Below are 24,525 nucleotides of genomic sequence, written 5' to 3'. Positions count from 1 at the left end.
ATGAGCGTGCTTTCGTACTTCTTCTATAAAATCGTCATACTTCATATCTTCCTCATTACCTGCTCAGAACTCTTCTTTACTACCTCGTATTTCTTGAATAGAAGAATGGCAAATTCTCTGTAAAGGAGACGTCCAGGCAGGGGAGAGGTAACAGAAAAATATACTTAGCATCGTAGGTGCTAAGCAGTCAAACACAAATGAAGACCTGAGCAGTTTCGTTCAGATATACTGGTGTGTAAAGAGATACTATTAAAGGTCATCACATATGATTTTAATCAACATGGGAGTCTATTCGATGAGTGAGTTACAAAAACGTATCCTTTTTCTGTGTGCACATCGTTCCGTTCGTGAATTGATTGCTGCAAGTCTGCTTACTGCCTATGAGCGTGAACAATGGGATATATGGATTGCTCCTGCATCTTTCCAAGATGGAGCGATTGAGATGGTTCGTCAGGTCCTTGATGAAGTTCATATCCCGTTGCTTGCTGTTCCTCAAATGGCCGAACCAACAGTCGATCGTTCCTGGGATGAAGGTGTTGTGCTTTGTAGTGGCGCAGCTGACCAATGACCGTATATTCCCAACGCCGGTCGGCGTCAATTGTGGTCGGTTGAAGATGTTCCAGGCAAAGAGGTATCCAAAGAAGAGCAGTTACACATCTATCGACGCATGCGTATCACGCTGATCCAGTCAATTAGACTCAACCTGCTCCTCCCAAAACGTTTCGCACTGATTCCACAACGGAAGTAACGAGAAAGAAGAGTTATGTGTTTACTGTTTGAAGCACCAGGAGGAACAATTACATGTCATTAGTTTGGTCGTCCCATTGATCGCTCATAGAAACACCTTCAACACGATTGGAAAGCGCGGCTCTCTCGAGCTGCGCTTTTCCTTTTGGTCACTGAGAGAGTTTGTGAGTTGTGGCATTGTATTCAGGCTGATGCTCGCTTCTACCGGTAGTTTGTAGACTCGGGAAATGCCGTATCCTCGCTCATTTTCAGATGGCCGATGACACCTAGCTCTATAAGGTCAGAGGCAACACAGACGGCTGCCCTCAATCGAGCAAAATTCCCAAATCAACAAACTATCGCTACAGCAATTCTCAGAAAGATTGAGCTAAAGGTCTACACATTCATCCCTTCTCTCTAATGGAATTATCTGTAAACCATTGAGCATGAACTTGAAGGGATGAATGTGTGGTAGATTGGGCAAGCTTAATGATTTATTTTGCTCTCTCAATCATATTATAGACGGGAATTACCTTCTGCTGAGGGGGCGGCATACCTGTCTCTTGCATCGCTTGGATCAGCTTCTGTTGAAGGAACTGGTCGAGGGCTTCTTGTGATTCCCAGACGTCCACAACGCACCATCCCCCTTCGATCGGACCGGCAACGTGCAAGATCTGACCTTGCGGGGATTTTCGATCAGGGCTGACACGGTCAATGACCTGATCATATTGTTGTTGCGTAACGCCGGGCAATTCAAGGATAACTGTCAGTGCCATATCTCATTTGCCTCCTATTCTAGTTTAGAGCGAGCTTATCTTACCCATGAGTGCAATGAAATGAGGAACTATTGTTGAGAAATTACTATTGGTGACGATAGTCCTCTCTTCATTACGCCTTGACTGTTTGTTTGGTAACCCTGCATTACGCCAGCCGCTTGGATCAATTAACCCCAATTGCTATGGGCTCAACCTTTCTGAACACTCAAATTTCTTCAAAATTTCGCCCATGCAATAAAAAAATTTACACCTTCCTCTTTGCAAACAATTGCAGATTGTCCATCCACAAAGTAAATACAATTACTTCAATGTATTTACCAGAACGAAACCGAAGACTGAGCTTCGTCGGTGTCTACATTGACCGAACCTCCGACCGCAAGACCATATTGCCAGATGACCGCATGACCGGTGGTATGACCACCACAAGACACCCCTGCTGGTGCGAACGAGGGAGCTTTGTTCCTTCCCGTTCGACCGGTAGACGGCTCAGTAGAATGCAAAATAGAATTGCCAATAGCCGGGTTTTTGCCCACGGCTGCACAAAAAGCGCTATTGAAATGGCTGCTGCCTGAATACGGGTTCTCGTAATACCCAACGGCGTAGCCCGCGTGGGAAATGGTTGAGTACCAGCCTTCAATGAAGCCAGCGTCTACAGCCGAATTGCTCTCTATATCGTCGATGATGATGGTTCCCTTCGGAATTCCCAGGGCATGCGCTTTCGCAAGAGCATCATTGGCATGGGATACTCCATTACCGTGGCCAACATCACTACCAAAATCAGACTGAATAGGCAAAATGCGAATACCCTGACTGTGGATGTATGAGGCTTCAGACGCATTCATTGGCGAGAAGGCTCTTGCATCGAGATAGCGACCAATAAACTGAGGAGTACCATAGCTCCCTTTAATCTGTTTGAGGAATGATGGCGTGATGAAGCTCACGGAATCAACCCCCCAGAGGACATTACTCGACGATGATCTGAATCTGGAATACGAGGCTGCACTAGCGTAGGTGACAGGCAAAATAGCGGTGAGCCCAACTGCAATGCTTAATGCAAGGGCAAAGAGACAATAAAATCCCTTTCTGCGCACCATGCGTTCTACTCCTTTTTGTACGAAATAAGAAATGGTAGAAAGGATGCGACATTTATCGTGAATACCAGAGAAATATCGCTTAAATTAAAGCGCGATCATTTCTGTAAATAGCGACAAAAAATATAGCACTTCAATTACTGAAAGGATAAGTTATAAATTCATAGTTGTAAATGTATACCCATCCATATACCCATATTTCCTATATAGAGAAAATGGATAAAGCGAAGCTCTTGTCGAGAAGGGGTTATCGATAAAAAGAGGAGTAGTGATGCATTTCTTTATATGAGAGAGAAAGCAGCGGCGAACAATGGTGATATGATGGTGGTTGTCTGGCGAGATGTCGTGCTAGACGGCCTGCCAGACCTGGATCGTGCGATCAACGCCAGCGGAGGCCACGTGGCTACCATCAGGCGACCAGGCCACCGCGTTCACCACCATGGCCATTACTGCGTGGCCTTGATGGCGTGAACCTGTTTGCGGCAATATGCAAGTGCGTACAATTAACATTAAAACCTCTCCATACAAAAAGAAGATTATAAGAAGCAGCTTTTTATAAAAAAAGTGTATACGAATATCTCTAAGAGATCAATGTATATTGGCGCAGAGAATGGAAACAAATTCTTCTGTATTGATTTGCAGCTGTTTGACGTATATGGGTTTCACTCCTGCATTTCATTAAAATTTCCGCCCCTAACATAATCGGATACCGATTGCAGCAGTCGGCTATGAGCACGTTCAAAATGAGCCGAATCCTCATTGCACTCTTTGAAGCTGGTCATACAGGAAGCCGCAATTTCATCGGCCAAAGCTTTGTCTTTATGAGCCAGCAGCGTCAACAACTCATAGTCCTCGATTCCTGCCCTCATTGCTTCAAGACGCACGCTTCCCCACGGTCCTTCCGTTCCTGGGTATGCGATATGGGTATCTCCAGGTGGAAGCCTTGAATCGCTAAGATCGGCCAACACCGGAGAAGCATGATCAAATGGGTCTTGATCCCCCAAATAGTAATTAAATCCCCAATGCAAAAATCCCTCGAGATTGTATATATAATTTCCCCAGTGCAGGTATCTGGTTCTGAGCAATGGCATATCTAATAATCGGTTCATATAATATCCACCTGGTAAGCAGCACGTATAAAACCACAGCTTGTCACCAAGCGCCCTTACTTTTTCAAATTGGTGCCGATGCGTCTCATAATAATAGTTTTTTGGAATCCAAATATCGACTGCGCCTTCCAAATCGAAAATTTCCACTGCCTCGATCAGCGGCACGCCGGGCATAAACTTTCTGACTATTCCCGATAATATGCGGTATTCTTCTGCACAATTTTCAGTTGGTTCGTCGGCAACGTGCTGAACGATGATATTCAGCCAACCGTGCTTATCCAGAAACTTTCGCCAGGCCGTCAAGTATTGGGATATATATGAATACCCTTCAGAAGAAATTGCTCTCAAGGTTTGATCATGAATTCGAACGACAAATTCCGAATCGGTAAATTGTCTCCGTACGGCTACCATACCGCCTTCGATATGGGTAAATCCAAGCTCAAGAAACAACCGGATAAGACGCTCGGTCTTATCGAAACAAAAATGGTAAGTGCCATCGTCCTTTTGTTCGACATCGATCGTTTCCATTGTCACCCAAAAATGAGTCTGCCGCGCTCGCCGCATCAGTTCGCCATATCGGCGTATCATCGCCCAGTGCTCTTCAGACCATCGCTCAAGATTGTGCCTGTCAGCCATATGCGAAAGAATAAACCAGTTACTAACCGAAAGCGTCTCCTTCTCTGGAACCGTTGCCGAAAAAACTTCAATACTTACAAAAACAGTACACTTTTCTTCCCCAATCGTAATGGTCATTTCACCAGTATATATGCCGGAAGCAGTATCCGTCTCTATCTTCCAACAAATATACAAACCTTCTGTATCAGAACGGGTGCGGGTATTCTCTGTTAATGGCTTCATGGCGTCATATACACGAAATGGCGCAAGTCTGGAAGTATATCCTTCCGCAGATTCTCCCGCTTTTACGACAAAACCGACGGGACCAGTATTTTCTTCAACGAACACATCGATTAACTGATAGATTTCAGGCTGCCATTCACCGTATCGCCCGCTTACAGCATTTGTATATTCCCAGCTAATGGACGACTCCGGGCTGACTGAGTTGAAAAGAATCTGGCAAGCGACATAACTCCCCCGGGCAGTCGACAGATGAATATGCCGATTGCCGTTCTCTTCCACCTGGCTGTCCGGATATATCCATTCATTTGCGCTTATAACTTGATATTTCATGTGATACTAGTCTTCCCAGTCTAACAGTTTTCAATTCCAGGCAATCGGATACAAACTGAATGCCAGGAATCCGATAACCCAGGGTGCAATAAATAATAGTGCAAGGCTCATTTGCCTAATAAGATCTATACCTACCAAATTGCGCCAAATCGTCTTCTCCAATGTTTTCCGGTGGTGGCGTCCCATGTTGATTCAAGTGATCTTGAATTTTTCCCCACAACTCAGTGCGTACATATCTTTGATGAATTGGCTCGAAGTCTGTCGATTCAAGAAGTTTCTTAGCTTCATGAACGTTTCCAGCATCCAGTAAGTAGGAAATCATTCGTTCTGTCAAACCGTCATCTTGAAGTGAATTTACCTGGTTCAACCATTTTCCGCGTTCGGACAGAGATTTATCCTTTAAAAGCGATAGAGCAATATCTCTTTCTATCATTATTTGGGGATGAAGTGCCATTTCGTGCGATTTGATGTTCGATAAGGACTTTGCAGCCCTTTCTACATCGTTATACCAGTAACGCAATAACCTTCCTTCAAAGACACGCGCCCAGTCGGAATGAGTCTTACTAAGCATAGATAAAGCCGCATCTTTGTATCCGCATCCTGCGTACCAGACTGCAAGATAATATTTCCATAATTCCTGCGATTCTGATTTGGACAAAGATATCGCCCACTGAATCACTTCCCCAAGCTCGCCTATTCCCGACGGAGGCCATTCGTTACTATGCCATTCCGGAGGGATAGGAATCCTCTCTGGTGTATTATCTCGATAAGCCTGAAGGAGTTGCAACCATACTCTTGTTTTCGAGCGCTCTACCCACTCAAACAACGGGATCTGGTTGTCACTAACAAGTTCAACAGACGGTGTCGTTATCTTGTTAATTTCTAAACATTGAGAACTCGGAATCCAAAACTCAGTGTGTAAATGTCGCTCGTTGGGCTGCAACGAATGCATGATCGACTGATCCTTAATCGGACCTGCCTGAATCTCCACATAGGTTCTTCTTTCAACCGCTGATAAGTGCGCCCATTTTTCATGCTTCCCGGTACCATAAACCCAGAGTTTAATTCCCGGAACCTCAGATGGATCAGCAATGTGGTATAATCCGCAACCCTGATTGGGATTAAATACCCCGAACGCGTTGCACTCGGCACTCTCCCAGAAGTAACCAGCCATTCGATCGATCTCTTTCATGGTTCTGGGGCCATCCTTTGCCCATTCGATATGTTTTACTTCGTTGCCATGATAGAGCACTTTTCCGCTTGGAAAATGAAATTGGGTATCGGCATAAGCTGGAAGAGCGGCATTGGACCATGCCATCCAGGGATGAGGCTGCGAAGTAGGATTAAAGAAAAGAGTCCGTTGGGTTAAAAAGGTATCGAATTCTCCTAAGGAATACTCTACTGTCCACTGCATGCCATAGCGTAATTCCTGCTCTCCACACCATACATACAGTCGATTGGCAATTTGTTTAACGATATAATAGACAGTTTCCAACTGTACCGGAGTATGTGAAATAGGAAAACTGGTTTCAATTCCTCCACTGATAAACGCCAACCGTGGGAGGATCCTGGTAGGCCGAATTGAACCTGGCTGAAATAAAATTTCTCTTTGTGATCTTTTATGAAAAATAGAATGAACTTTTCCCCCTAGATCAGGGCATATTTCCACTCTTAAATAATCGTTTTCTATAGATATAAATCTGAAATTCTTAAATGACGGCCTTTTAGATGTTTCACAGTAACTCTCATAAGGATAAATTCCTTCTGGATCGCCTACTGTTGGAATAGGTCCAGAAGGTACAAGAGTATGGCATAATAAATACTTGGAATATTCATTGTGACAAAGCATAATGTACATACTCCTTTAATGTCCCCTGTAAATTTGATGAACTGTGCCTCACTTCAATATTTACAAGGGAAAATGAATATTATCTTGATTATAAGTAACCTGCTTTAATAAATCAGCTTTATTTTGTATGAAGGTTCAGTTGAATGCACTGGTTCAACTTCTCCCTCATCGACAAAAGCCAGGTTAGATCTCGGGGATATTCATTGAAGGTGATGGGTTTTTCTATATCTTTTTCCAATAACTCTATAGTTTGGTCCTTTCCTATGATCGTTTCCACTAATTGGAACGCTCTTTGATCCTGTAGTGCTTCATAAAACACTTCAAGGCGAATTGAGTCTATTGGGCCATTTTCTCCAGGATACACGAGGAATGCATCTCCTGACGGAAAGGCATTATCGGCATCTGTATTTATAAAAGGATTGATTTTACTGATGGACTTCTGCGAGTACCAGTGGTTATAACCCCAGTGCAAAAAACCCTTTATATTAAACTTGTATAACTGTGTCCCGATAATTCTGTTTCGCATGGAAGGCATATTGAAAAAAACGATTCGAAACTCCTTTGTATTGTCCACAGCAGTAATAAGTCCACAGGTCCTTCACCTGTTGTTCGAGGAAATAATTGATATGGTCATTTGACGGCACAGGGTTTGTGACCGTTCCGATCTGATAAAACTCATAGTCCGAGAGCGCATCAATGACTGGGTAATCCAAAATAAATGATCTCACGAATTGACTTACTGTTTTATAATGATCCAGGTCCATTTTGTCTGGTTCATCAGATATGTGAAAATAGACATTACTCTGCAACTGATGGTTTTCTAAATAATGTGTCAATGCAGGTAGAAACTGCGCAAGAAAATTACGATAGTCAGTCCCCAACGCGTCAGTATCCCAACCGAAGATTTGCTTCGACTCACCGTTCTCCTCCGCTATAATCTTCGGTGCATGTTTGGCGCCCCACTGTGTAAACAAGTGCGCAAATTCAAAGTAATGAATGCCCTTGCATTGACATAGTTCGATCCATCTATCCAGTTTATGAAAGTCAAAACTGTATTGATCTCCCTCCTTCTTTACATCAATTAGCTGAACTGTAGGCCGCTCATGTCCAATTTCCGTTTCCAAAGCTGGTGTGAAAATTGGTGTTAATATCATATTGATTCCATGATTAGCGGCATTTTCTACATAAGTTTCGATCCACTTCCAGTGTTCTTCACTGAAGACTTTAACGTCATACCATGTTGCCAGGCAATCCGCGTAAAACCACTCGGTATGGATGAGCTTTTGCTCGGGCAGACAAGCCCCAATTACCTCTAAAGTAAAGATTTCTTGTCCTAGAAGTTCTCCGAATTCAGCATTAAACAATACTTCAACAGGGTAACTGCCTGCAGGTTGTTCTCTACTGATCTTTATCGTGACCCAGATCGCTCTCCACTGGTTTGGAAATGCGACGACTCCACTATTGTCGTCAATTGGATACAACGGATCTGGATAAAGTCCGGGCATTGTCCTTAAAATATCGTTATCGTGGTCATGGTAGCAGGGAAGTTCCGATGGGACTAGACCAACCTTCCTGACTAATACATCGCCAAGTTCACCTGCGTGCACACTGACACGAATACGTTTGATTAGTTGGTTAGAGCGAAATGCGACCTGAAACGAATACGTTTCCTCACGTAAAGCAGAGGCTTTCGAAAAAGATTCATCCAGTAGCTCCTCATCTGCAAACACTTTTGACAAAGAACTCAGACAGCGCGTTTCAAAAACCCGTTCGGACACGGAATACAATCCAACACCCCCTTTTATGCATTTGATCACAGTATACTTAACTGACTTTATTAAATCAACATTAATATTTAGTGCTCAAGTTTCGATGCAACTGAACAAAGTTATGTAGTTTAGTAGATGAAAATCCTGCCTGTTTGTTGATCCAAATACGGTTGTGTTGCAAAAAATATGAGGAAAAGAAAGGTCTTCAATATGATATTGCTGAAACAATTGCGAACGAAGAGGCAGCATATGATATTGAAGGCGACGGGGTGAGCATGCACCAAAGGCCTGACTGCGGCAAAGCCTTTGGAATCCATGTGGTTATTGAGAGAGCTGTTCATTTCCAGAGACACCGTATGCGGGAGATCAGCATGCGCGGCAGCTGTGCCTCACGCCTTGCCCGCTTCTCCTGCTAACCGTTGTTCCTCTAGATCGAGTTCTCGCTCGATGCGACGGAGTACCTCATCGTTGATCTCCCCCCGGTTTCGCAATCCGATCACCGCACTGCGCTCGACTTGAAGAATCTCTCGTTGTAGCTGTTGATGGGTTATCGCGAGATCCTCGCCAGGCTCGCCCTCTGCTTGCTTGAAGCGTTTGGTGAGGCTGCGGACCCGTATTTCATAGTACGTGCGCAGGTGCTGGACTACCTCCTGCGAGACCTCATCCTGGCTGGCGAGTTCGTCCAGACGAGCGAGCGCAGCCTGTGCTGCGATCAGTCGCGCCTGCATTTCTTGCCGTTCGCTCGCCCCATCATCATGTAAACCAAGTCCTCGAATCAGCAGCGGGAGACTCAGTCCTTGTGCAACCAGAGTGGCGAGAATGACGCTGAAGGTCAGGTAGATAACGAGTTCCCGCCCCGGAAATACAGCCCCCTTTGTGGTCACCTCTGGTAAGGCTAGCGCGGCGGCTAACGAAAGGGCGCCACGCATCCCGGTCCAGCCAATCAGCACCACGAAACGCCAGCCAGGATAGGGATCACGTTCGCGCAGGCGATGGCTGATCATGCGCGGTAGGAGGGTTTGAAGAAATACCCAAACAAGACGGACAAGGATAACGGTGAGACTGATCAGGACGGCGTGCCAGACCAGGGGGATGTGCGAATATGGTACAGTGGTGCTGTTAAGGACAGCAAGGATGGCGGGCAGTTGCAGACCCATCAGAATGAACAAGAGGCCGTTCAACAGAAAAATGAGTGTCTCCCACACGGCGTACGTCTGAAGACGGGTCCCAGAGGAGAAGAAGGTGGGGGCACGCCACGTCAAATAGAGGCCCGTCGTCACTGTTGCCAGAACCCCTGACACCTGCAACACCTCCTGGCCTAGCAGATAGACGGCAAATGGGGTCACCAGCGTGACCGTGATTTCCAGGGGCGGATTGTTCAGCCAGCGAGAGACGTAACTGAGGCTCCACCCTGCCACCAGACCAAGGGCGATCCCTCCGACGCTCACCACCACAAACTGCACGCCCGCGTCGAAAGGCGAGAAGACGCCTGAAACTACGGCGGCCACCGCGAACCGATAGGCGACCAGACTCGTCGCATCATTGACCAGACTCTCCCCCTCTAAAATGGTCACGATTCGTTGGGGGATGCCGAGTCGCTGGGTAATGGCGGTCGCGGCCACCGTATCGGTTGGCGAGACGATGGCGCCGAGCACGAAGGCGACTGCCCAGGGAAGCCCGGGAATGAGCCCATGTGCCACGACGGCTACCACGACGGTGGTCAGGAGGACGAGACCGAGAGCCAGCAGCGAGATCGGACGCAGATTGGCACGAAAATCGCGCCACGAAGTCAGCCATGCGGATGAGTAGAGCAACGGCGGGAGAAACAGCAGGAACACAATGCCCGGGTTTGAAGTGAACCGAGGAAGCCCCGGGACAAAGCCTATGAGCAGCCCGCCCAGTACCAGCAAAATAGGATACGGAATGCGCAGCCGAGGAGCAATGATGGCGAGGACCACCATGGTCACCAGTAACCCCAGGATAAGGATAATGATACTGGAGAGAGATGGCCCGTTCCCTTGGACGAAGCTTCCTGTCAATGACGTGAAAGAAAGCATAGCTGTCTCCTTAATGAAATTGCCCGCCGTGGCGTCAGCCTGGAACTCTAAGTATCGCCCCAGATTATCTGAATGTTCCCCGTAACAACGTAGATGACCGTTTCCTGATTACCATGATGGTATTTTGCCAGTTCCGACGTGTGCCTGTACATCTGTGACATCAACCCATACTCCTTTGGTATCAGCTAATTGCTTGGAAAGCGCTGAGATGCGCCGCATTCCGGCTGTCTGCGGTGTATTGCTATCAAAATGCTGTGAACTTATCTATATGCTCCTTCTCCTGTGCTGATTTCACACGCCGTCTGATATGAGACGATTCTGTCTGCTCGATGGGTATTGGGTTGTAGCGCCAGGCACCTGGCGATGAGTTGTGGTCAATTTCCCCTGTAGAGTCCTGGGATTGACCTGGTGAGGCGTCTCCTTCATGCAGAGCCTGAAAGAGACGCTGCATGAGCCCCGTCTTAAGAAATACCAGCGAAGGCTTCCATAAACTGAATGATGGCTGAAGCATCTTTTTCGCCATAGCCTGGCATCGCAGCCGCGGCTATTTGCTGCGCTACCGCCGTCATTGGCAGAGGCGCGGATACCTCAAAGGCCTCATCGAGCATGAGCTGAAAGTCCTTGTACATCAAGGCCAGGGCAAAATCGGCTGGATACTCCCGCTGCCGCGCGTGCTCCAGATCGGCTTGTTGACGAGGAGAGACAACCGCTGTCTGCTTGAGGACATCGATGAGTTGTTCTCTTTCAAGCCCGGCCTTTTCTCCGAGCACGAGCGCTTCCGCCAGAGCCTGTCTGCCCAGGCCCAGTAGCATATTGACCACCAGTTTCATGGTCGTCCCTTTTCCGCTTGAGCCCAGATAGATGCTCTGCTTTCCCAGCACATCAAGGATGGGTTTGCAGCGCTCATACGCCTCCCGCTCGCCACCAACAAAGATGACCAGGCTTCCCTGTTCGACTTGAGGCACGCTGCCAGAGACGGCCGCGTCGATCATCGACACTCCCTTTGCTCGTGCGGCTTGGAAAAGATGACGCGATGTCTGCGGGGCAACGGTGCTCATATCGATGATCACTGACGAGGCATGCGCTCCTGCCAGCGCGCCATCTGGCGCCAGCATGACTGCTTCCAGAGCGCTGTCATTCGTGACACAGGAGATGATGACTTCACAGCTGGCAGCCAGATCTCTGGGTGTCTCGGCCACCAGTGCCCCAAGTTGGCCCATTGCCCGTGCCCTCTCCGCTGTGCGATCATAGACCGTCAGGTGATAGCCAGCACGTAGCAGCCTGGGGACCATATGACTTCCCATATGCCCCAGGCCAATAAAGCCGATGTTCGGCCTGGAATGCTCCGTTCCCGTCATTGTCCAGTTCCTCCATTTCTTCTGCTTGCACCAGAAAACCCATACATATCCTCTGATCTACCCTATTTTACCCCAAAAGTGTACCCGGCCTATGGAACAGGGCCTTCCAACCAGGGCATTCTCATTTTCTCCTGTTTATTTGCGATCGGTGTTGTTACATCGTTGCTACATGGGGAAAGTATCTTGACGCGATCTTGTAATTGTATAAGTAATTGTTTAGCTAGATTGTTTTCGGGTTGGATACCTAACAAATCATTGACATCGTCGATAGCTTCCTCTAAACTTGCCAAGTAACCACAATTATTTATCAGTTCCCTATAAAGAGAATGGGAGGTAAGCATGCCTCCCATAATAAAAAGAAGATAAAGAGCCAGTTTTCGGAGACCATTATAAATATACCACTTGCAGCATTTTATATATTTAAGTCAGGAGCCATAAAAATACGACATTTTTCATAGATAAATTTTAGGGGGAGCATTTTCCGCCTATGAGCGCACCCATCGCCACGCTCGTTACCCACACCAGCGTTGTGCCAGATCATATTGATGATTTTACTCGCTGGCAGCAGCAAGTGAATGATACCATTGCCCTGTTTTCTGGCTATCTCGACCATACAGTCATCCCTCCAAACCCTCCTTTACAGACTGACTGGGTGATTATTCAGCGCTTTCAGACCGTTGACGCGGCGCGTACATGGCTCCAATCTACGGAGCGGCAGCATTTACTTGACACGATTCAACCATTCCTGATCGGACCAACCGACATTCATCTCTTTACAGAGGATGAGCCATCAGGTTCATTCTCTCCTGTGTCTGCAATCATCTCGACACGGCTCAAACCAGGTCAGCAAGGGGCCTTTCTGCGTTGGCACAGGAGGATCTCTGCGGTGCAAGGCCGGTTCGAGGGTTTTCAAGGCTACAAGTTTGAACCGCCTATTCCAGGTGTTCAGGAAGATTGGGTGACCATTCTGCGCTTTGATTCTGATGCCCATCTCGAAGCCTGGCTCAACTCTGAGGAGCGGAAACAAATGCTTCAGGAAGCAGAAGCCTTCAGCCTTGATACTCACTTGCGGAAAGTAGGCGTCGGATTTGAAGCCTGGTTCAGGTTCGCAGACAGGCAACTGCAAAGTTCACTGCCCTCCTGGAAAGTGAATATGCTGGTGTTATTGGCACTGTATCCTACGGTCTTCCTGTTCTCCATTTTTGTGCAAACGCCGTTATTGATTCATCGGGGAATGCCTTTCTGGCTGGCATTGTTCATCGGCAATGTCTTCAGTACCGCAATGCTTGGCTGGATTTTAGTCCCATACCTGAGCAAGTTGTTCAGTTGGTGGCTCGATCCGCTAAAGCATGCATCTTTGCTCACAAGAACCATTACCTGGGGCGGAACCGCACTTATTCTGGTCATCTATGCAGTATTGCTGTTTGTGTTCTCACGTTTATCATAACGAGAACATTATATCGGAGCTTGCCCAGCGACAAGTCTTGCGGCATGGCGGTTATGCTCCTCAATCACAGGTACGATATTAAGCGTCGCAATCTCACCCCGATCAACAATAAGACGACCGCCCACAACTGTATAGTGAGCACGTTGTGGCGCACAAAATACGACCGCAGCAACAGGATCACTCAGAGCTCCTGCGTAGTCAATGGTATTGAGATCAAGAGTAAAGAAGTCCGCACACTTGCCTGGCTCCAATGATCCGATATCAGATCGTCCGAGCACCTGCGCGCCCCCGCGAGTAGCGATCTCCAACACCTCGCGCGCTGTCATCCATTCCCTATCTCTCAGCGGGTCAGATGTCGAAAGGAGAGTCATCGGTCCCTCAGGCGGCCAGAGTCCCATCTTAAGTCTGGCGAGTAACATAGCCTCCCGTATTTCGATGAGCATATTGGAGGCGTCATTGCTTGAAGAGCCATCAACTCCAATGCCAACCTTCACTCCATGTTCCAGATACTTCTTGATGGGAGCAATACCTGAAGCAAGTCGCATATTTGATGATGGACAGTGGCACACTCCTGTACCTCTCTGAGCGAAAAGGGCAATTTCGTTGTCGTTAACATGTACTGCATGTGCGTACCATACATCGTTGGCTATCCAGCCCAGAGTTTCCAGATACGCAACAGGACGCATTTGAAAATGCTCGAGTGTGTAGCGCTCTTCGTCTAACGTCTCGCAGAGATGTGTATGCAGCCGAACACCACGCTCTCTGGCCAGGGAGGCAGATTCGCGCATGAGATCCGCGGTGACACTGAACGGAGAGCAAGGTGCCAGCACAATCTGCAACATCGATCCAGGGTCAGGATTGTGGTATTGTTGAATGAGCCTGAGAGAATCGGCTAGAATGGCTTCCTCTGTTTCGACGCAATTATCGGGTGGGAGACCTCCCTTTGACGCACCAAGCGACATACTTCCGCGTGCAGCCACAAAACGAACTCCCAGTTCCCTGGCGGCATGGATCTGATCGTCAAGTTTACAGCCGTTCTGGAAAACATACGTATGGTCGAAGGCGGTTGTACAACCTGAGCGGGCAAGCTCGGCGAGGCCGATAATTGTCGTCGTACGGGATGCCTCGGGGGTACGCTGACTCCAGATAGAATAGAGAACGTTCAACCAGCGGAAGAGATTGATGTTCTGGGCCGCGGGCACGTTTCTGGCCAAAACCTGGTCCAGGTGGTGATGGCAGTTAACTAATCCAGGCAACATGATCTGTCCACGCAGATCAAGCACCATATCAGCCGAAGTCGGTAGCTGGTCTGTGGGTGCCACTTGCTCGATGAAGCCATCCCGAGCGAATAATCCGGCGTTTTGCAACTCCCGGCGCTCGCCATCCATCGTGACTACGATCGTAGCGTTCCTGGCAAGCAGAGTTGTCATCTGCTCACTCCTTTCTTATGCTTGAAGCTCGATAAAAAACGCTCATGGCTGGGAACAGAGCCGCTCGAAAATGCGCTCGGGCGTCAGTGGCAAGTCAGGAAAGCGGATGCCAGTCGCATTGGCAACGGCATTGGCAATCGCCGGAGCGACAGGATTGATCGAGCATTCTCCCTGTGACTTAGCGCCGAGCGGGCCAATGGTATCGTATGTATCCGCAAAGTACACTTCGCTGTGGGGAATGTCGGCAAAGGTCGGTATCCGGTAGTTGCGCAAGGTCGGGTTCACCATGGTACCGTTGCCGTCGTACACCATCTTTTCGTAGAGCGCCCAACCGAAACCCATCGCAATTGCACCTTCGATCTGGCCCCGGCATTGCATCGGATTGATCAGCCTCCCAACATCCGCGGCCTGCACACTTTGCAATACTTCGATCTGCCCGGTAATACGGTTCACAGCGACTCTGACGCCGTGAACATTGAAAGCGACCGAGCGCGGCGACAAATAAGCTTTGCGCTTGGACTCGAAGCGGTGGTCTACGCCAATACCAGCGGTATAGAGTTCCTTCAGTGGGATTTGCCGTTCTCCACAAATGACGAAATCATTTTCAAGACGGCAGGCAGATGATGCCATTTGTGTAAAATGAGCCGCAAATTCAATGATATTGTCGCGTAATGCCTCTGCTGCCAGTGCAACTGCCTTCCCAGCGATGACCGTGCCCGTACTGGCAAAAGTACCAGTGTCGTAAGGGGTTTGGTCTGTATCGCCATTAATGATAGTAATACGCTCCACCCGTGTGCCGAGAATTGCAGCGGCAATCTGGCAGTGCGAGGTAGTCGATCCATTCCCCATCTCTATCGATCCCACCGCGAGATGATAGCTGCCATCGGGCAGGAGTTTCATCTCCGCACCTGATCGGTGTTCAGTGGGGGGACCGCTTTCCAGCATCGCCAGAGCAATACCTGTCCCCTCGACCCATTCCTTTCCCTCTGGCCTGGTTGAGCCCTGCCCACTTGTCAGAGCAGTTTCGACCCGGTCAAGACATTGATCAAGGCCATAACTGCCAAAAGTAACATCCTGGGGGTCCTTCCAGACCGATTCTATCCAATCGCCTGGCTGGATCATGTTCTTGCGGCGGATCTCGAACGGGCTGATACCGAGTAATCGTGCCAGATCATCGATGGCACATTCTATAGCGAAGGTTGTCTGCGACGAACCATATCCGCGGAACCCTCCTGCCGGAACCATATTAGTATAGACCGCATACCCATCAGCTTTCTTGTTGGGGCATCGGTAGACGGTGAGAGGGTTGTTGAGAGCGGCAGCGAGCGTTTCACTGGCATGACCGCCGTAAGCGCCTGTATTGGAAACAACGTGGACTTGTATTGCAGTCAACGTTCCATCGCGCCTGGCACCAAGCTTGACATGGGTCGTCATCGGATGACGCGTAGTCGCACCGATAAACTGTTCCTCGCGAGTAAACTCCCACATGACAGGTTGCCCGGTTTTCAGCGTGGCGAGGACGCACAAATCTTCTGTAAGCATCTCCTGTTTCCCTCCGAACCCCCCACCGACGCGCTCGGCAAAAACATGGAGGTTACGCGAGGAGAGCCTGAATATATGGCAGAGTTTGCCTTTGACGATGAACGGCGCTTGCGTACTGGTGCGTACGTGAAGACGTCCGTCGTCACCCTTCCACGTGATACAGCCATGCGTTTCGAGATGGACATGCTGGACTCTGGAAGTGGAGTACGTCATCTCATGAATCGCGTCAGCTTCCTTGAATCCTGCCTCTACACACCCCACCTCACCGTGAATATCGACGTAAATGTTGCGACCAGACTTGTTGCTGGTATCGTGAAGGATGGGTGCCCCTAGATTCATCGCCTCTTCAGGCTCGAAGACTGCGGGAAGAAGCTCGTATTCGACATCGAGCAGACGGCATGCCTCTTCGGCAGCACTGACGCTCCTGGCAACAACGGCTGCAATCCGTTGCCCCACAAAGCGGACGACATTGTCAAGAACGTATGTATCATCTGGATCGACCAGGTGGTCTTCATGGGTAGCTGTACTGTAAAGCCGAGGGGCAACATCCTCCCAGGTAAAGATGTCGACGACGCCAGGAACAGCCATAGCCTTGCTGCGATCAATGGAGCGAATGCGAGCATATGGATGCGGAGAGCGCAATACTTTTAAATGGAGTATTCCATCCATGGCAATATCGAGCGTGTAGCGGGCACTTCCTGTGACTATTGCTTCGCCGAATGGGTTCCTCAGGTTCCTGCCGCAAGCTGTGCCAGCGACATCTTCATCAGTGGAAACGATATTGCCAATGGCATCGTCAATGCTACGGTAGCCAGTGCATCGACACAAATTACCCTTGAGAGCGCTGGGGAGATTCGCCCGTTTCTCATCGTTAAGCGATGCCGCCGTCATGATCATACCAGCTGTACAAAAGCCACATTGAAAGGCCTGAGCATCAAGAAAGGCTTGCTGTATTGGGTGCAACATACCGTCTTGTTTCAATCCCTCAATTGTCGTAATCTGGTGGTTGGCGGCGCGAAAGGCAGGAATGAGGCAGCTATGCACAGGCACACCGTCAAGCCAGACGGTACACGCGCCGCAGTCACCCGCGTCACATCCTTTTTTGACACCGAAGAAGCCGCGTTCACGCAAAAAGGTTCTTAAGCATTGGCCTGGTCTCGGCTCAGCAGAGAACCTTCTGGTATTGACAGTGTAGTTCATGACTCAGCCCCTTTCAGCGCCAGTTCGGAGCGGATTTGTTCAGCATAGTAGTAGGTGAGATGACGCCGGTAGGCAGGTGACCCATGTACATCATCAAAGTAGAGGGAGTCGGGAATAGTCACGTCAATGCAATGACGCAACTCATCAGCAGTCGGCATCTGCGCAAAACGCAACTGCACTGGTTGAGTGGTTGCCGCCGTCACAGTGATCAGCAAATCACCTTCGTGTATGTTTTGTGTACCAATGAGAAGTACAGCCGAGCGCCCGAGGTGCGTTAATGACAAACGGCGGAACGCGAACCGCCTTGTGAGTGCTGTCGTAGGAAGGTGGATGCTACGAAGCAACTCCCCGGGCTGCAGTACATTCGCGTGGTTTCCGGTGACGAAATCGGCGGCCAGAATCTGTCGCGGTAGTGCCCCGCGCGGCCATAATGTATATACACCCTCAAGTGCAACCGTCAATGAAATCATTGGACCTGCTGGCAGCGACATACAGATGTTGCCTCCAACTGTTGCCGTGTTCCAAATTTTAAACGAGGCCAGCAGAGAACGGCAGCACTCACCTATGAGCGGTGCTGCCAACCATTGCGGAGGAGCTACAAATCGGTCCAGTTCGGCGATTGAACAGGTCGCAGCGATATCGAGTCCACCTTCTGATGCATGCAGCGCAGGCCAGTGGAGTGTTTCGAGGTCAATCAGAGTGTCAACGTTCAATTGTGGTTCCGAGAACAGCCAGGTGCCCCCAGCAAGCCACGCACATCCATCGCGCCAGATAACAGTATCAACTGATCCAGGCCGTTTCACTTCTTTAATGGTATTCAAGTCCATGAAGTTCACCCTATCTGTTAGTTTAAGATCACGATGTTGTGCTTACCGCATCATCATATAATTATCGGCTGCAAACAAAACTTCCTTAAACAAGTAGATCAGTGTTGTCATCCACTAGAACATGTGGCAAAAAAGATGCATGTTCGGCATCAACAAGCGCATCTGTTGATACAAAATAGACATCCCATGAACTAACAGGCTGTCTTTCAAAAAGGGTAACCATCGTAGTTTGTTGTTGCCGGGTTGTAGTCAGTGTTGTAGTCAGCTAATGATGAAGATCATACTCCACCACTGTACGGCACCTGTTGCTATCCAAACGTCACGCAGTTTGAGGTTGGCGACAGGAAAAAGAAGGTCAAGAGTATAGATGATAGGCTGAAATGGTGGCTGGTTTGTACTTCTAGATGGGTCGGCAAGTTGCATGTTGTTCCGGTAGACATAGCCGAAGAGGACACTGCCGATGATCCACAAGAAATATGGGCACGTCAGTGTCTGCGTGCGGATGAGCGCGACGATCCCGATAGGTGTGAGCCTCAGACACTCGCTTATGTGTGTAGAAGGAAATTGCCAGGCGAGCGTCCGGCAATTTCCTTCTACACAAAAGTTAGTAATGAAAAAGTTGTCCATGGGGGTTAGTTACAGTGAGTGTTTGTATATTGTTTTGAGCAAACTTTTTTGCTCTCAATGAAGAAGCACTAAATCCAGGGCTGTCTGGCACTTCTTTGTGGAAATGTTAGCCCGTTGTGATCGTGCCATCTGCATTGATGTGAATAGTGACAGTTCTTAAAGGCCTTGTGGCAGGGCCCTGGATGGCTTTGCCTCCCTGGGCAGGATCGAATATGGCACCATGGGCAGGACATACTAATGTATGTGAGCCGCTATCATAATACACTGGCACTCTTTTATGCGTACATGCAGTTTCATAGGCTACAAAATTGTCGTCTGGTAGATGAATCAGTGTGCTGGCATCTCCATTTGCAGGATTGGTGAAATCCATAGCTGTATTGGTGGCCATGCTGGTTGAGCCAATCACTGTACCAGTATGTGCTGGTGTGGGAGGGGCGGTAGGCACTGGTGTTTGCGCTACCTGGGGTGGAGCAGTTGTTGGTTGTGCCTGAGGAATGGTTTGCGAAGTAGGCGTATCGTCTTTTTTAACTACTTTTGTTGGCCCTGGCGTATTGCTGATTGCAGGTGTGATGGCAGCAGGGTTCTTTACATTTGTCACCGATGAAGATGGTGATGGTTGAGGACGAAATACATAGGCCATCCCTACGCTGCCAAGTCCCAATACTGCCGCGGTAGCTACGCCACCAGTAGCCAGTAATGCTAATACCTGACGACGGCTCTTAGCTGGCTTAGCAGTTCGTTGAAGTCGTGGTATCTTAATCGAGCTGGCAGTGATCCCTTCGGCGAATGCTGCGGACGCCGAAGCATCCGTCTGCATGGATAGTTCCTGATTTAGCCAATCAAGCATACTACCATTATTTTGAGCTACGGTTTGTTGGCCTGACTGTAGCGTAGAATGAGTGATAGGGGTGTAAAGTGCCTTCTCAAATGCTCTGGCCAGCTGATCAGCTGTTTGGATGCGTTGAGTGGGATCACGCTTTGTTGCTTGTTGTATTACAAGATCGATATATGGAGATATATCTGGTCGCAGACTGGAGGGAGCAGGTACATCAAACTGTATCTGTTGCTGTACATCATCCAGTGAATTTACCTTTTTGAAAGGAAGCTTGCCGGTTAAAAGCTCAAAAAGAAGCAAGCCGGTAGCATAGATATCGGCGAGTGGATTAGCCAGAGCGCCCTGGATAACCTCTGGCGCAAAATATTCGAGTCCAGTCAGTGGCGTACTCGCGATACTTAAGAGATGTGGATAAGGAGAGGAAGCCATTTCAATACCCTGTATTCCACCGAGCCGGTTGAATCCAAAGCGCACTAGGCGTACCTGTTTGTCTGCGTCGAAAATCACATTGGCAGCGCTTAGCGCGCCATGAGTCACACCTGTTTCATGGGCATAGTTCAGGGCTTCCGCCAGCGGTTTCACCACCTCTAGCGCCTGTTCGGGAGAGAAATAGCCTTGATGATTTAATAAGTGGGCAAGAGAATGACCTGCAATCAAGGGTGTAACTGCATATGTATAGCCATCGTGGTCGCCTACATCAAGCAACGGCAAAATATGTGGATGGTTTAACTTGACAAGTATAGCCCCTTCTCGATAAAGCCGCTCTATAAAACGTTTGCGTGCGCTTACTGAGTACGTCTCTGGGAGGAAAAAAAGTGTCAAAAGGACGCTACGGCTTTGCGTTTGCTGTTGAGCTTGGTAGACAGCATTCCATTGTCCTTGCCCGACGAGACGCTCTAATTTATAAGGGCCAAGTGTTTGGCCAATGAAATGTTCTCCCTGAATGAATGCTACCCGCATACAATTTCCTCATAACTCTTATCGCCGATTGCATATTAGCAGTTTAAGTAGAGGCAATGCTATAAAAATGCCTCTGTAGCTGTCAAAACACCGTAGATAAAGTCTGGCAGAATGGAAAGGATACGGTACATCGTATAGATAGATGGCCGGTCTGGGGATTGCTAAATATGCTCCTCAGATGTGCGTCCTCAAAAAAACACTGCTCATTTCTTCCATCTAATGTGCAGTTTAATTATACAGACCTTTCTATGTACTTCAGTCTTTTAAGGATAGATGCTGGCAAAAGAGTACTATGTATTGAAAGCCTTTGAATATTTGCCAGAGACTTGTTCTCCTTTTCAAAATGTTTTCGTTCCATAGGTATATCAATGAACTGGCCAAAGCAGGTACCCTTGCATCGTTGCCAGAATGGGAACGCCCTGCGCGAATCACGAAGTTAGTTGATTTTTTGTTTCCGTCCTTATATTAATGACGACAAAATAAAGCCGCTTGTGAAACCAGTTCACAAGCGACTTGAGTGGTGGAGATGGGGGAAAGTTGAACTACTACACTCAACAATTATCTCGGTTCTCTTATTAAAAATATAACAGACACTTTTATACAGGAGAAATAATTATTTCTTTATAGTTTTATAATAGAAATAGTGGTATCAACATGCGAAACTGCATTATGTTTTCTTTTTCAGATATCACAGACGCTTTCTAGTTACAAAAGGGGTCCGAAAATGTGCGACACGAGGTCACTTGCAAGGCGTAAAGTGAATATTTCCAGACTTACCATGTTTTGAGTCGTTCTTCAACGGAGAGGATACTCAAGCTCATTGTTGTCTGTCTCCCTCTCGAGGACGAAAAGGTACCTACAGCAATCTAGTACTGGTCCATCGTCTGTGTCATCAACAAATTGATGCCGAAACAGATCGAGCGTTAAGCGACTGCTAACACGATAATGACCAGAATTTATTGGTAGCATGATGAAAATAATGCGTGACCAACATACTAATAACTGTTCTAGGCAACCTATTTTGATGTGTTTCACGCTTGAAAAACGAACCTGGTGATGAAAGGGCATCACATCAATCATTTGTAAGGAGAAACCTGGTATGCATAAAACCCTTGACACTAGTATGAGTAAAGTCCCTGCGCTTACTTTGGCTTTCTGGCTTATCAAGATCGCAGCGACGACATTGGGCGAAACAGGTGGAGATGCCGTATCTATGACAATGAACCTGGGCTATGCTCTAGCCACCGCCATTTTTTTCGCATTTTTTCTTGTTACTGTTGCCGCTCAAGTCAGAGCAAAACGCTTCCATCCATTTTTATACTGGGCTGTGATCGTTGCAACCACTACGGCTGGGACGACAATAGCCGATTATGCGGATCGCTCGCTTGGCATCGGCTATGTCGGAGGTTCATTACTCCTTTTCACTCTACTAATTGCTCTCTTGGGACTATGGCGTATCTCGCTTGGCTCCGTGTCTGTTGATCACGTCACATCGCCCAGGGTTGAAATCTTTTATTGGGTAACAATTCTCTTCTCAAATACACTGGGAACAGCCCTTGGCGATTTTCTAGCCGATGCTTCTGGGCTCGGATACGAAGGAGGAGCAATCGTTTTTAGCGCTGCGCTGGTACTGGTTGCAGCAGTCTACTACTTTACAAGAGGTAGAGCGACAAAAATATCTCGAACATGGCTTTTCTGGATGGCCTTCATTCTGACACGACCACTCGGCGCGACGGTAGGTGATCTTCTCACCAAGGCCCATGAGCATGGAGGCTTCAATCTCAGCCGTGTCAGTTCTTCCGCTGTTATCGCCTTTTTTATCATCTTATGCATTCTGTTCACCTCGCAGAGAACGGTTAATCATCTGAGACAGCGCAATTTGATCTCGTAATTGGGTAAGATGGGTATTATCATGGAGTGACGCTAACTTTACTTTGCGCAGGAAAAATGCGACAGCGTTTTGTTTTTAAGCGTTTCGAGTGGTCACATGCCCCTTCTCAATGCCGTAGAATCATTTTTAACTCGTTCCTATTTGCAAAGCCGACTAAATATTTTTTTCTCGCACACTACCTGCTGGAAAATGGTTCCAGACCCTCACTGAGCGGTTGGCAAAGGACGTTGCGCCCCAAAAACAATACCGGAAGATACTCAAGTGGAAGACGATAAAAGAAAGCCACTTGTGAATTGGCTTCACAAGTGGCCTGAGTGGTGGAGATGGGGGAGAGTTGAAGTTTGCAAGAGCTTATTTTGGTCTGGCTTGCCGCCTTCATTGACAGGCTTCTCATGCTGATTTACAAGGTTTTCCTGTTGAATTTTGTCTATCCCTATCTACTTCTGTTGGGCTGTTTTGCTCCCAGGTCTGCGCCTGTTTTGTAGTGAATGTTCTAAATGGCAAGCCATTAATGACAAGGTATGGAGGAGGTGCCCGAGCAAGCTAGGCGGCAAAGGTTGGTTGTGGAATAGGTTCACCTGCTTTTTGTGCATCCTCGATCCACAATTCGATAACTTCTAGTGCGTTTTTAATAGCTTCATCATAGGTGTTACCATGGGTACGGCATCCTGCGAGCTCTGGAATGGTAACAACATAGATATTGTCGCGTGGGTCCCACTGGATGAGCATTGAATAGTGGTTAGGGTTCATATTCTTTGCCTACCTTTCTTAGAGCTTCTTGTACATCTTCGATCTGATACCGTTTGGCGTCGTTTTCGTCTTTACCAGATAGTATTAAATACACATCAGGAAATTGTGGGTGTACCCATTTTGTATGGCTTCCCTTCGCCGATCGTGAATAAAAGCCTGCCTTTGAGAGGATAGCCTTAAGCCTCCTGATCTTTACTGGCATCGCTCCTCCATGATTTGTCTGCCTGTTCTTGCTATTATACTCCCTGATAGAGCGTGATGAAAAGGTGCAGGGTTATTTTAACTCTTATACAAAGTAGAGCTCCATTTCTGGTTCCTTCATCAATTGTAACTTGCTGAAGGATGTTAGTGTGTTTATAATTTGCTTATATTAATTTCCCCTTAGCCAATCAATATCTTTAGGAGTTAATAGACTGTATGAATGCTCCCATTAGTGATTTACAGAATGCTATAGCTGATGTCATTGCTTGCTATGAGTCTGCGTATGATGTAGCAAGTGTCTGTGAGTTTTTTGGTTTGGAACCAAAAAAGCTCGATGTATGAGTATTCATAGAATGGACTGAAATGTATGGTTGGCCCTTCTAGCAGAAGCGAGAAGGGCTTGTTTTATTGTACAGAAGGTTATTCTTGGTTTCCTTGCATGTAGCCAGCGATCCCAACAATAGCACCTATAAAAATGAGGATAGTGGAGAGAAGTGGTAAGTAGGTAGTGAAAACGGCCGGCTCTATAAATATGAAGGTTCTAAACACAAGGCTGTTATTTCCCGGTTGGGCCAAACCTAAACCTATTAAAGCAATCACAATCCCTAAAAGCATGTTCTTTGTTGACTTCATGTCCTGCGACCTTTCTTACACGCTATATCTTTATGATCTATTTAGATTATAAAAATATATTGCCAAGTTACAAATGCGATTGAGTTACCAAAAAAACATGAATAGCAAGAAATATTTTCTTTCCATTTTCTTTCCATTAGTCCTGCCAATTCGCAGTGAGTTGGCAGAGGTGAGTGAAAGGAGATACTCTCTATGTCTGTTGTAGTGCCAGCTCGTCAGTATCATCACGTGATTGGTTTTACCAGTTATGCAGCTCTAC

General features: G+C 47.7%; 18 protein-coding genes. 3 read left to right on the top strand and 15 right to left on the bottom strand.

Annotated features, from left to right (window positions below; all coding sequences use genetic code 11):
* The first annotated feature begins 265 nt into the window (after positions 1-265).
* Positions 266-568, top strand: a complete 303-nt coding sequence (locus JMI88_RS10990) for a hypothetical protein (protein WP_201361872.1) — start codon at positions 266-268, stop codon at positions 566-568.
* A gap of 652 nt (positions 569-1,220) precedes the next feature.
* Here JMI88_RS10990 and JMI88_RS10985 read toward each other — a convergent pair.
* The 9 genes from JMI88_RS10985 to JMI88_RS10945 all read right to left on the bottom strand — a co-directional run bounded on the left by JMI88_RS10985 (position 1,221) and on the right by JMI88_RS10945 (position 11,980).
* Positions 1,221-1,502: a hypothetical protein gene (locus JMI88_RS10985; RefSeq protein WP_201361871.1), complete on the bottom strand. Its 282-nt coding sequence runs from the start codon at positions 1,500-1,502 to the stop codon at positions 1,221-1,223.
* Positions 1,503-1,816: 314 nt separating this feature from the next.
* Positions 1,817-2,596, bottom strand: a complete 780-nt coding sequence (locus JMI88_RS10980) for a glycoside hydrolase domain-containing protein (RefSeq protein ID WP_201361870.1) — start codon at positions 2,594-2,596, stop codon at positions 1,817-1,819.
* 345 nt (positions 2,597-2,941) lie between these two features.
* Positions 2,942-3,103: a WD40 repeat domain-containing protein gene (locus tag JMI88_RS10975; protein WP_201361869.1), complete on the bottom strand. Its 162-nt coding sequence runs from the start codon at positions 3,101-3,103 to the stop codon at positions 2,942-2,944.
* Between the two features lie 152 nt (positions 3,104-3,255).
* On the bottom strand, positions 3,256-4,890 hold the full coding sequence (locus JMI88_RS10970; RefSeq protein WP_201361868.1) for a DUF4091 domain-containing protein: 1,635 nt from the start codon (positions 4,888-4,890) through the stop codon (positions 3,256-3,258).
* Positions 4,891-5,005: 115 nt separating this feature from the next.
* On the bottom strand, positions 5,006-6,739 hold the full coding sequence (locus tag JMI88_RS10965; protein ID WP_201361867.1) for a DUF5107 domain-containing protein: 1,734 nt from the start codon (positions 6,737-6,739) through the stop codon (positions 5,006-5,008).
* Positions 6,740-6,857: 118 nt separating this feature from the next.
* Complete coding sequence (locus tag JMI88_RS40635; protein WP_373323816.1) at positions 6,858-7,265, bottom strand: DUF4091 domain-containing protein; 408 nt, start codon at positions 7,263-7,265, stop codon at positions 6,858-6,860.
* Complete coding sequence (locus JMI88_RS10955) at positions 7,225-8,517, bottom strand: glycoside hydrolase domain-containing protein (protein WP_201361865.1); 1,293 nt, start codon at positions 8,515-8,517, stop codon at positions 7,225-7,227. Before JMI88_RS10955 ends, JMI88_RS40635 begins: the two co-directional genes overlap by 41 nt.
* Positions 8,518-8,897: 380 nt before the next feature.
* On the bottom strand, positions 8,898-10,565 hold the full coding sequence (locus tag JMI88_RS10950; RefSeq protein WP_201361864.1) for a Na+/H+ antiporter: 1,668 nt from the start codon (positions 10,563-10,565) through the stop codon (positions 8,898-8,900).
* A 461-nt stretch (positions 10,566-11,026) separates the two neighbouring features.
* A complete protein-coding gene (locus tag JMI88_RS10945; RefSeq protein WP_268905986.1) occupies positions 11,027-11,980 on the bottom strand; it encodes an NAD(P)-dependent oxidoreductase in 954 nt (317 codons plus the stop codon).
* A 430-nt stretch (positions 11,981-12,410) separates the two neighbouring features.
* On the opposite strand from JMI88_RS10945, the gene JMI88_RS10940 reads away from it, so the two are divergent.
* Positions 12,411-13,370 carry an antibiotic biosynthesis monooxygenase gene (locus tag JMI88_RS10940; RefSeq protein ID WP_201361862.1) on the top strand — a complete coding sequence of 320 codons (960 nt, stop codon included), beginning with the start codon at positions 12,411-12,413 and terminating at the stop codon, positions 13,368-13,370.
* An 8-nt stretch (positions 13,371-13,378) separates the two neighbouring features.
* On the opposite strand, the gene JMI88_RS10935 is transcribed toward JMI88_RS10940, so the two are convergent.
* The 4 genes from JMI88_RS10935 to JMI88_RS10920 form a co-directional block, all read right to left on the bottom strand.
* Complete coding sequence (locus JMI88_RS10935; RefSeq protein ID WP_201361861.1) at positions 13,379-14,800, bottom strand: 8-oxoguanine deaminase; 1,422 nt, start codon at positions 14,798-14,800, stop codon at positions 13,379-13,381.
* 42 nt (positions 14,801-14,842) lie between these two features.
* Entirely contained in the window at positions 14,843-17,542 is a 2,700-nt protein-coding gene (locus JMI88_RS10930) for a molybdopterin-dependent oxidoreductase (protein WP_201361860.1), read from the bottom strand.
* A complete protein-coding gene (locus JMI88_RS10925; RefSeq protein ID WP_201361859.1) occupies positions 17,539-18,369 on the bottom strand; it encodes an FAD binding domain-containing protein in 831 nt (276 codons plus the stop codon). The genes JMI88_RS10930 and JMI88_RS10925 overlap by 4 nt, the downstream gene beginning before the upstream one ends.
* Before the next feature lie 733 nt (positions 18,370-19,102).
* Positions 19,103-20,791, bottom strand: coding sequence for a protein kinase domain-containing protein (locus JMI88_RS10920; RefSeq protein ID WP_201361858.1), 1,689 nt, complete (start codon positions 20,789-20,791; stop codon positions 19,103-19,105).
* Between the two features lie 1,099 nt (positions 20,792-21,890).
* Here JMI88_RS10920 and JMI88_RS10915 point away from each other — a divergent pair.
* Complete coding sequence (locus JMI88_RS10915; protein WP_201361857.1) at positions 21,891-22,682, top strand: COG4705 family protein; 792 nt, start codon at positions 21,891-21,893, stop codon at positions 22,680-22,682.
* Between the two features lie 543 nt (positions 22,683-23,225).
* On the opposite strand, the gene JMI88_RS10910 is transcribed toward JMI88_RS10915, so the two are convergent.
* The gene (locus JMI88_RS10910; RefSeq protein ID WP_201361856.1) at positions 23,226-23,432 is read right to left on the bottom strand and encodes a type II toxin-antitoxin system HicB family antitoxin; all 207 of its coding nucleotides are present in this window, start codon (positions 23,430-23,432) and stop codon (positions 23,226-23,228) included.
* Positions 23,422-23,634, bottom strand: a complete 213-nt coding sequence (locus JMI88_RS40630) for a type II toxin-antitoxin system HicA family toxin (protein ID WP_201361855.1) — start codon at positions 23,632-23,634, stop codon at positions 23,422-23,424. The genes JMI88_RS10910 and JMI88_RS40630 overlap by 11 nt, the downstream gene beginning before the upstream one ends.
* Positions 23,635-24,525 lie beyond the last annotated feature (891 nt).

This window comes from Dictyobacter formicarum (assembly GCF_016587435.1).
The sequence above is the reverse complement of the archived record's forward strand: the minus strand, read 5'-3'. Positions and strand labels throughout refer to the sequence as shown.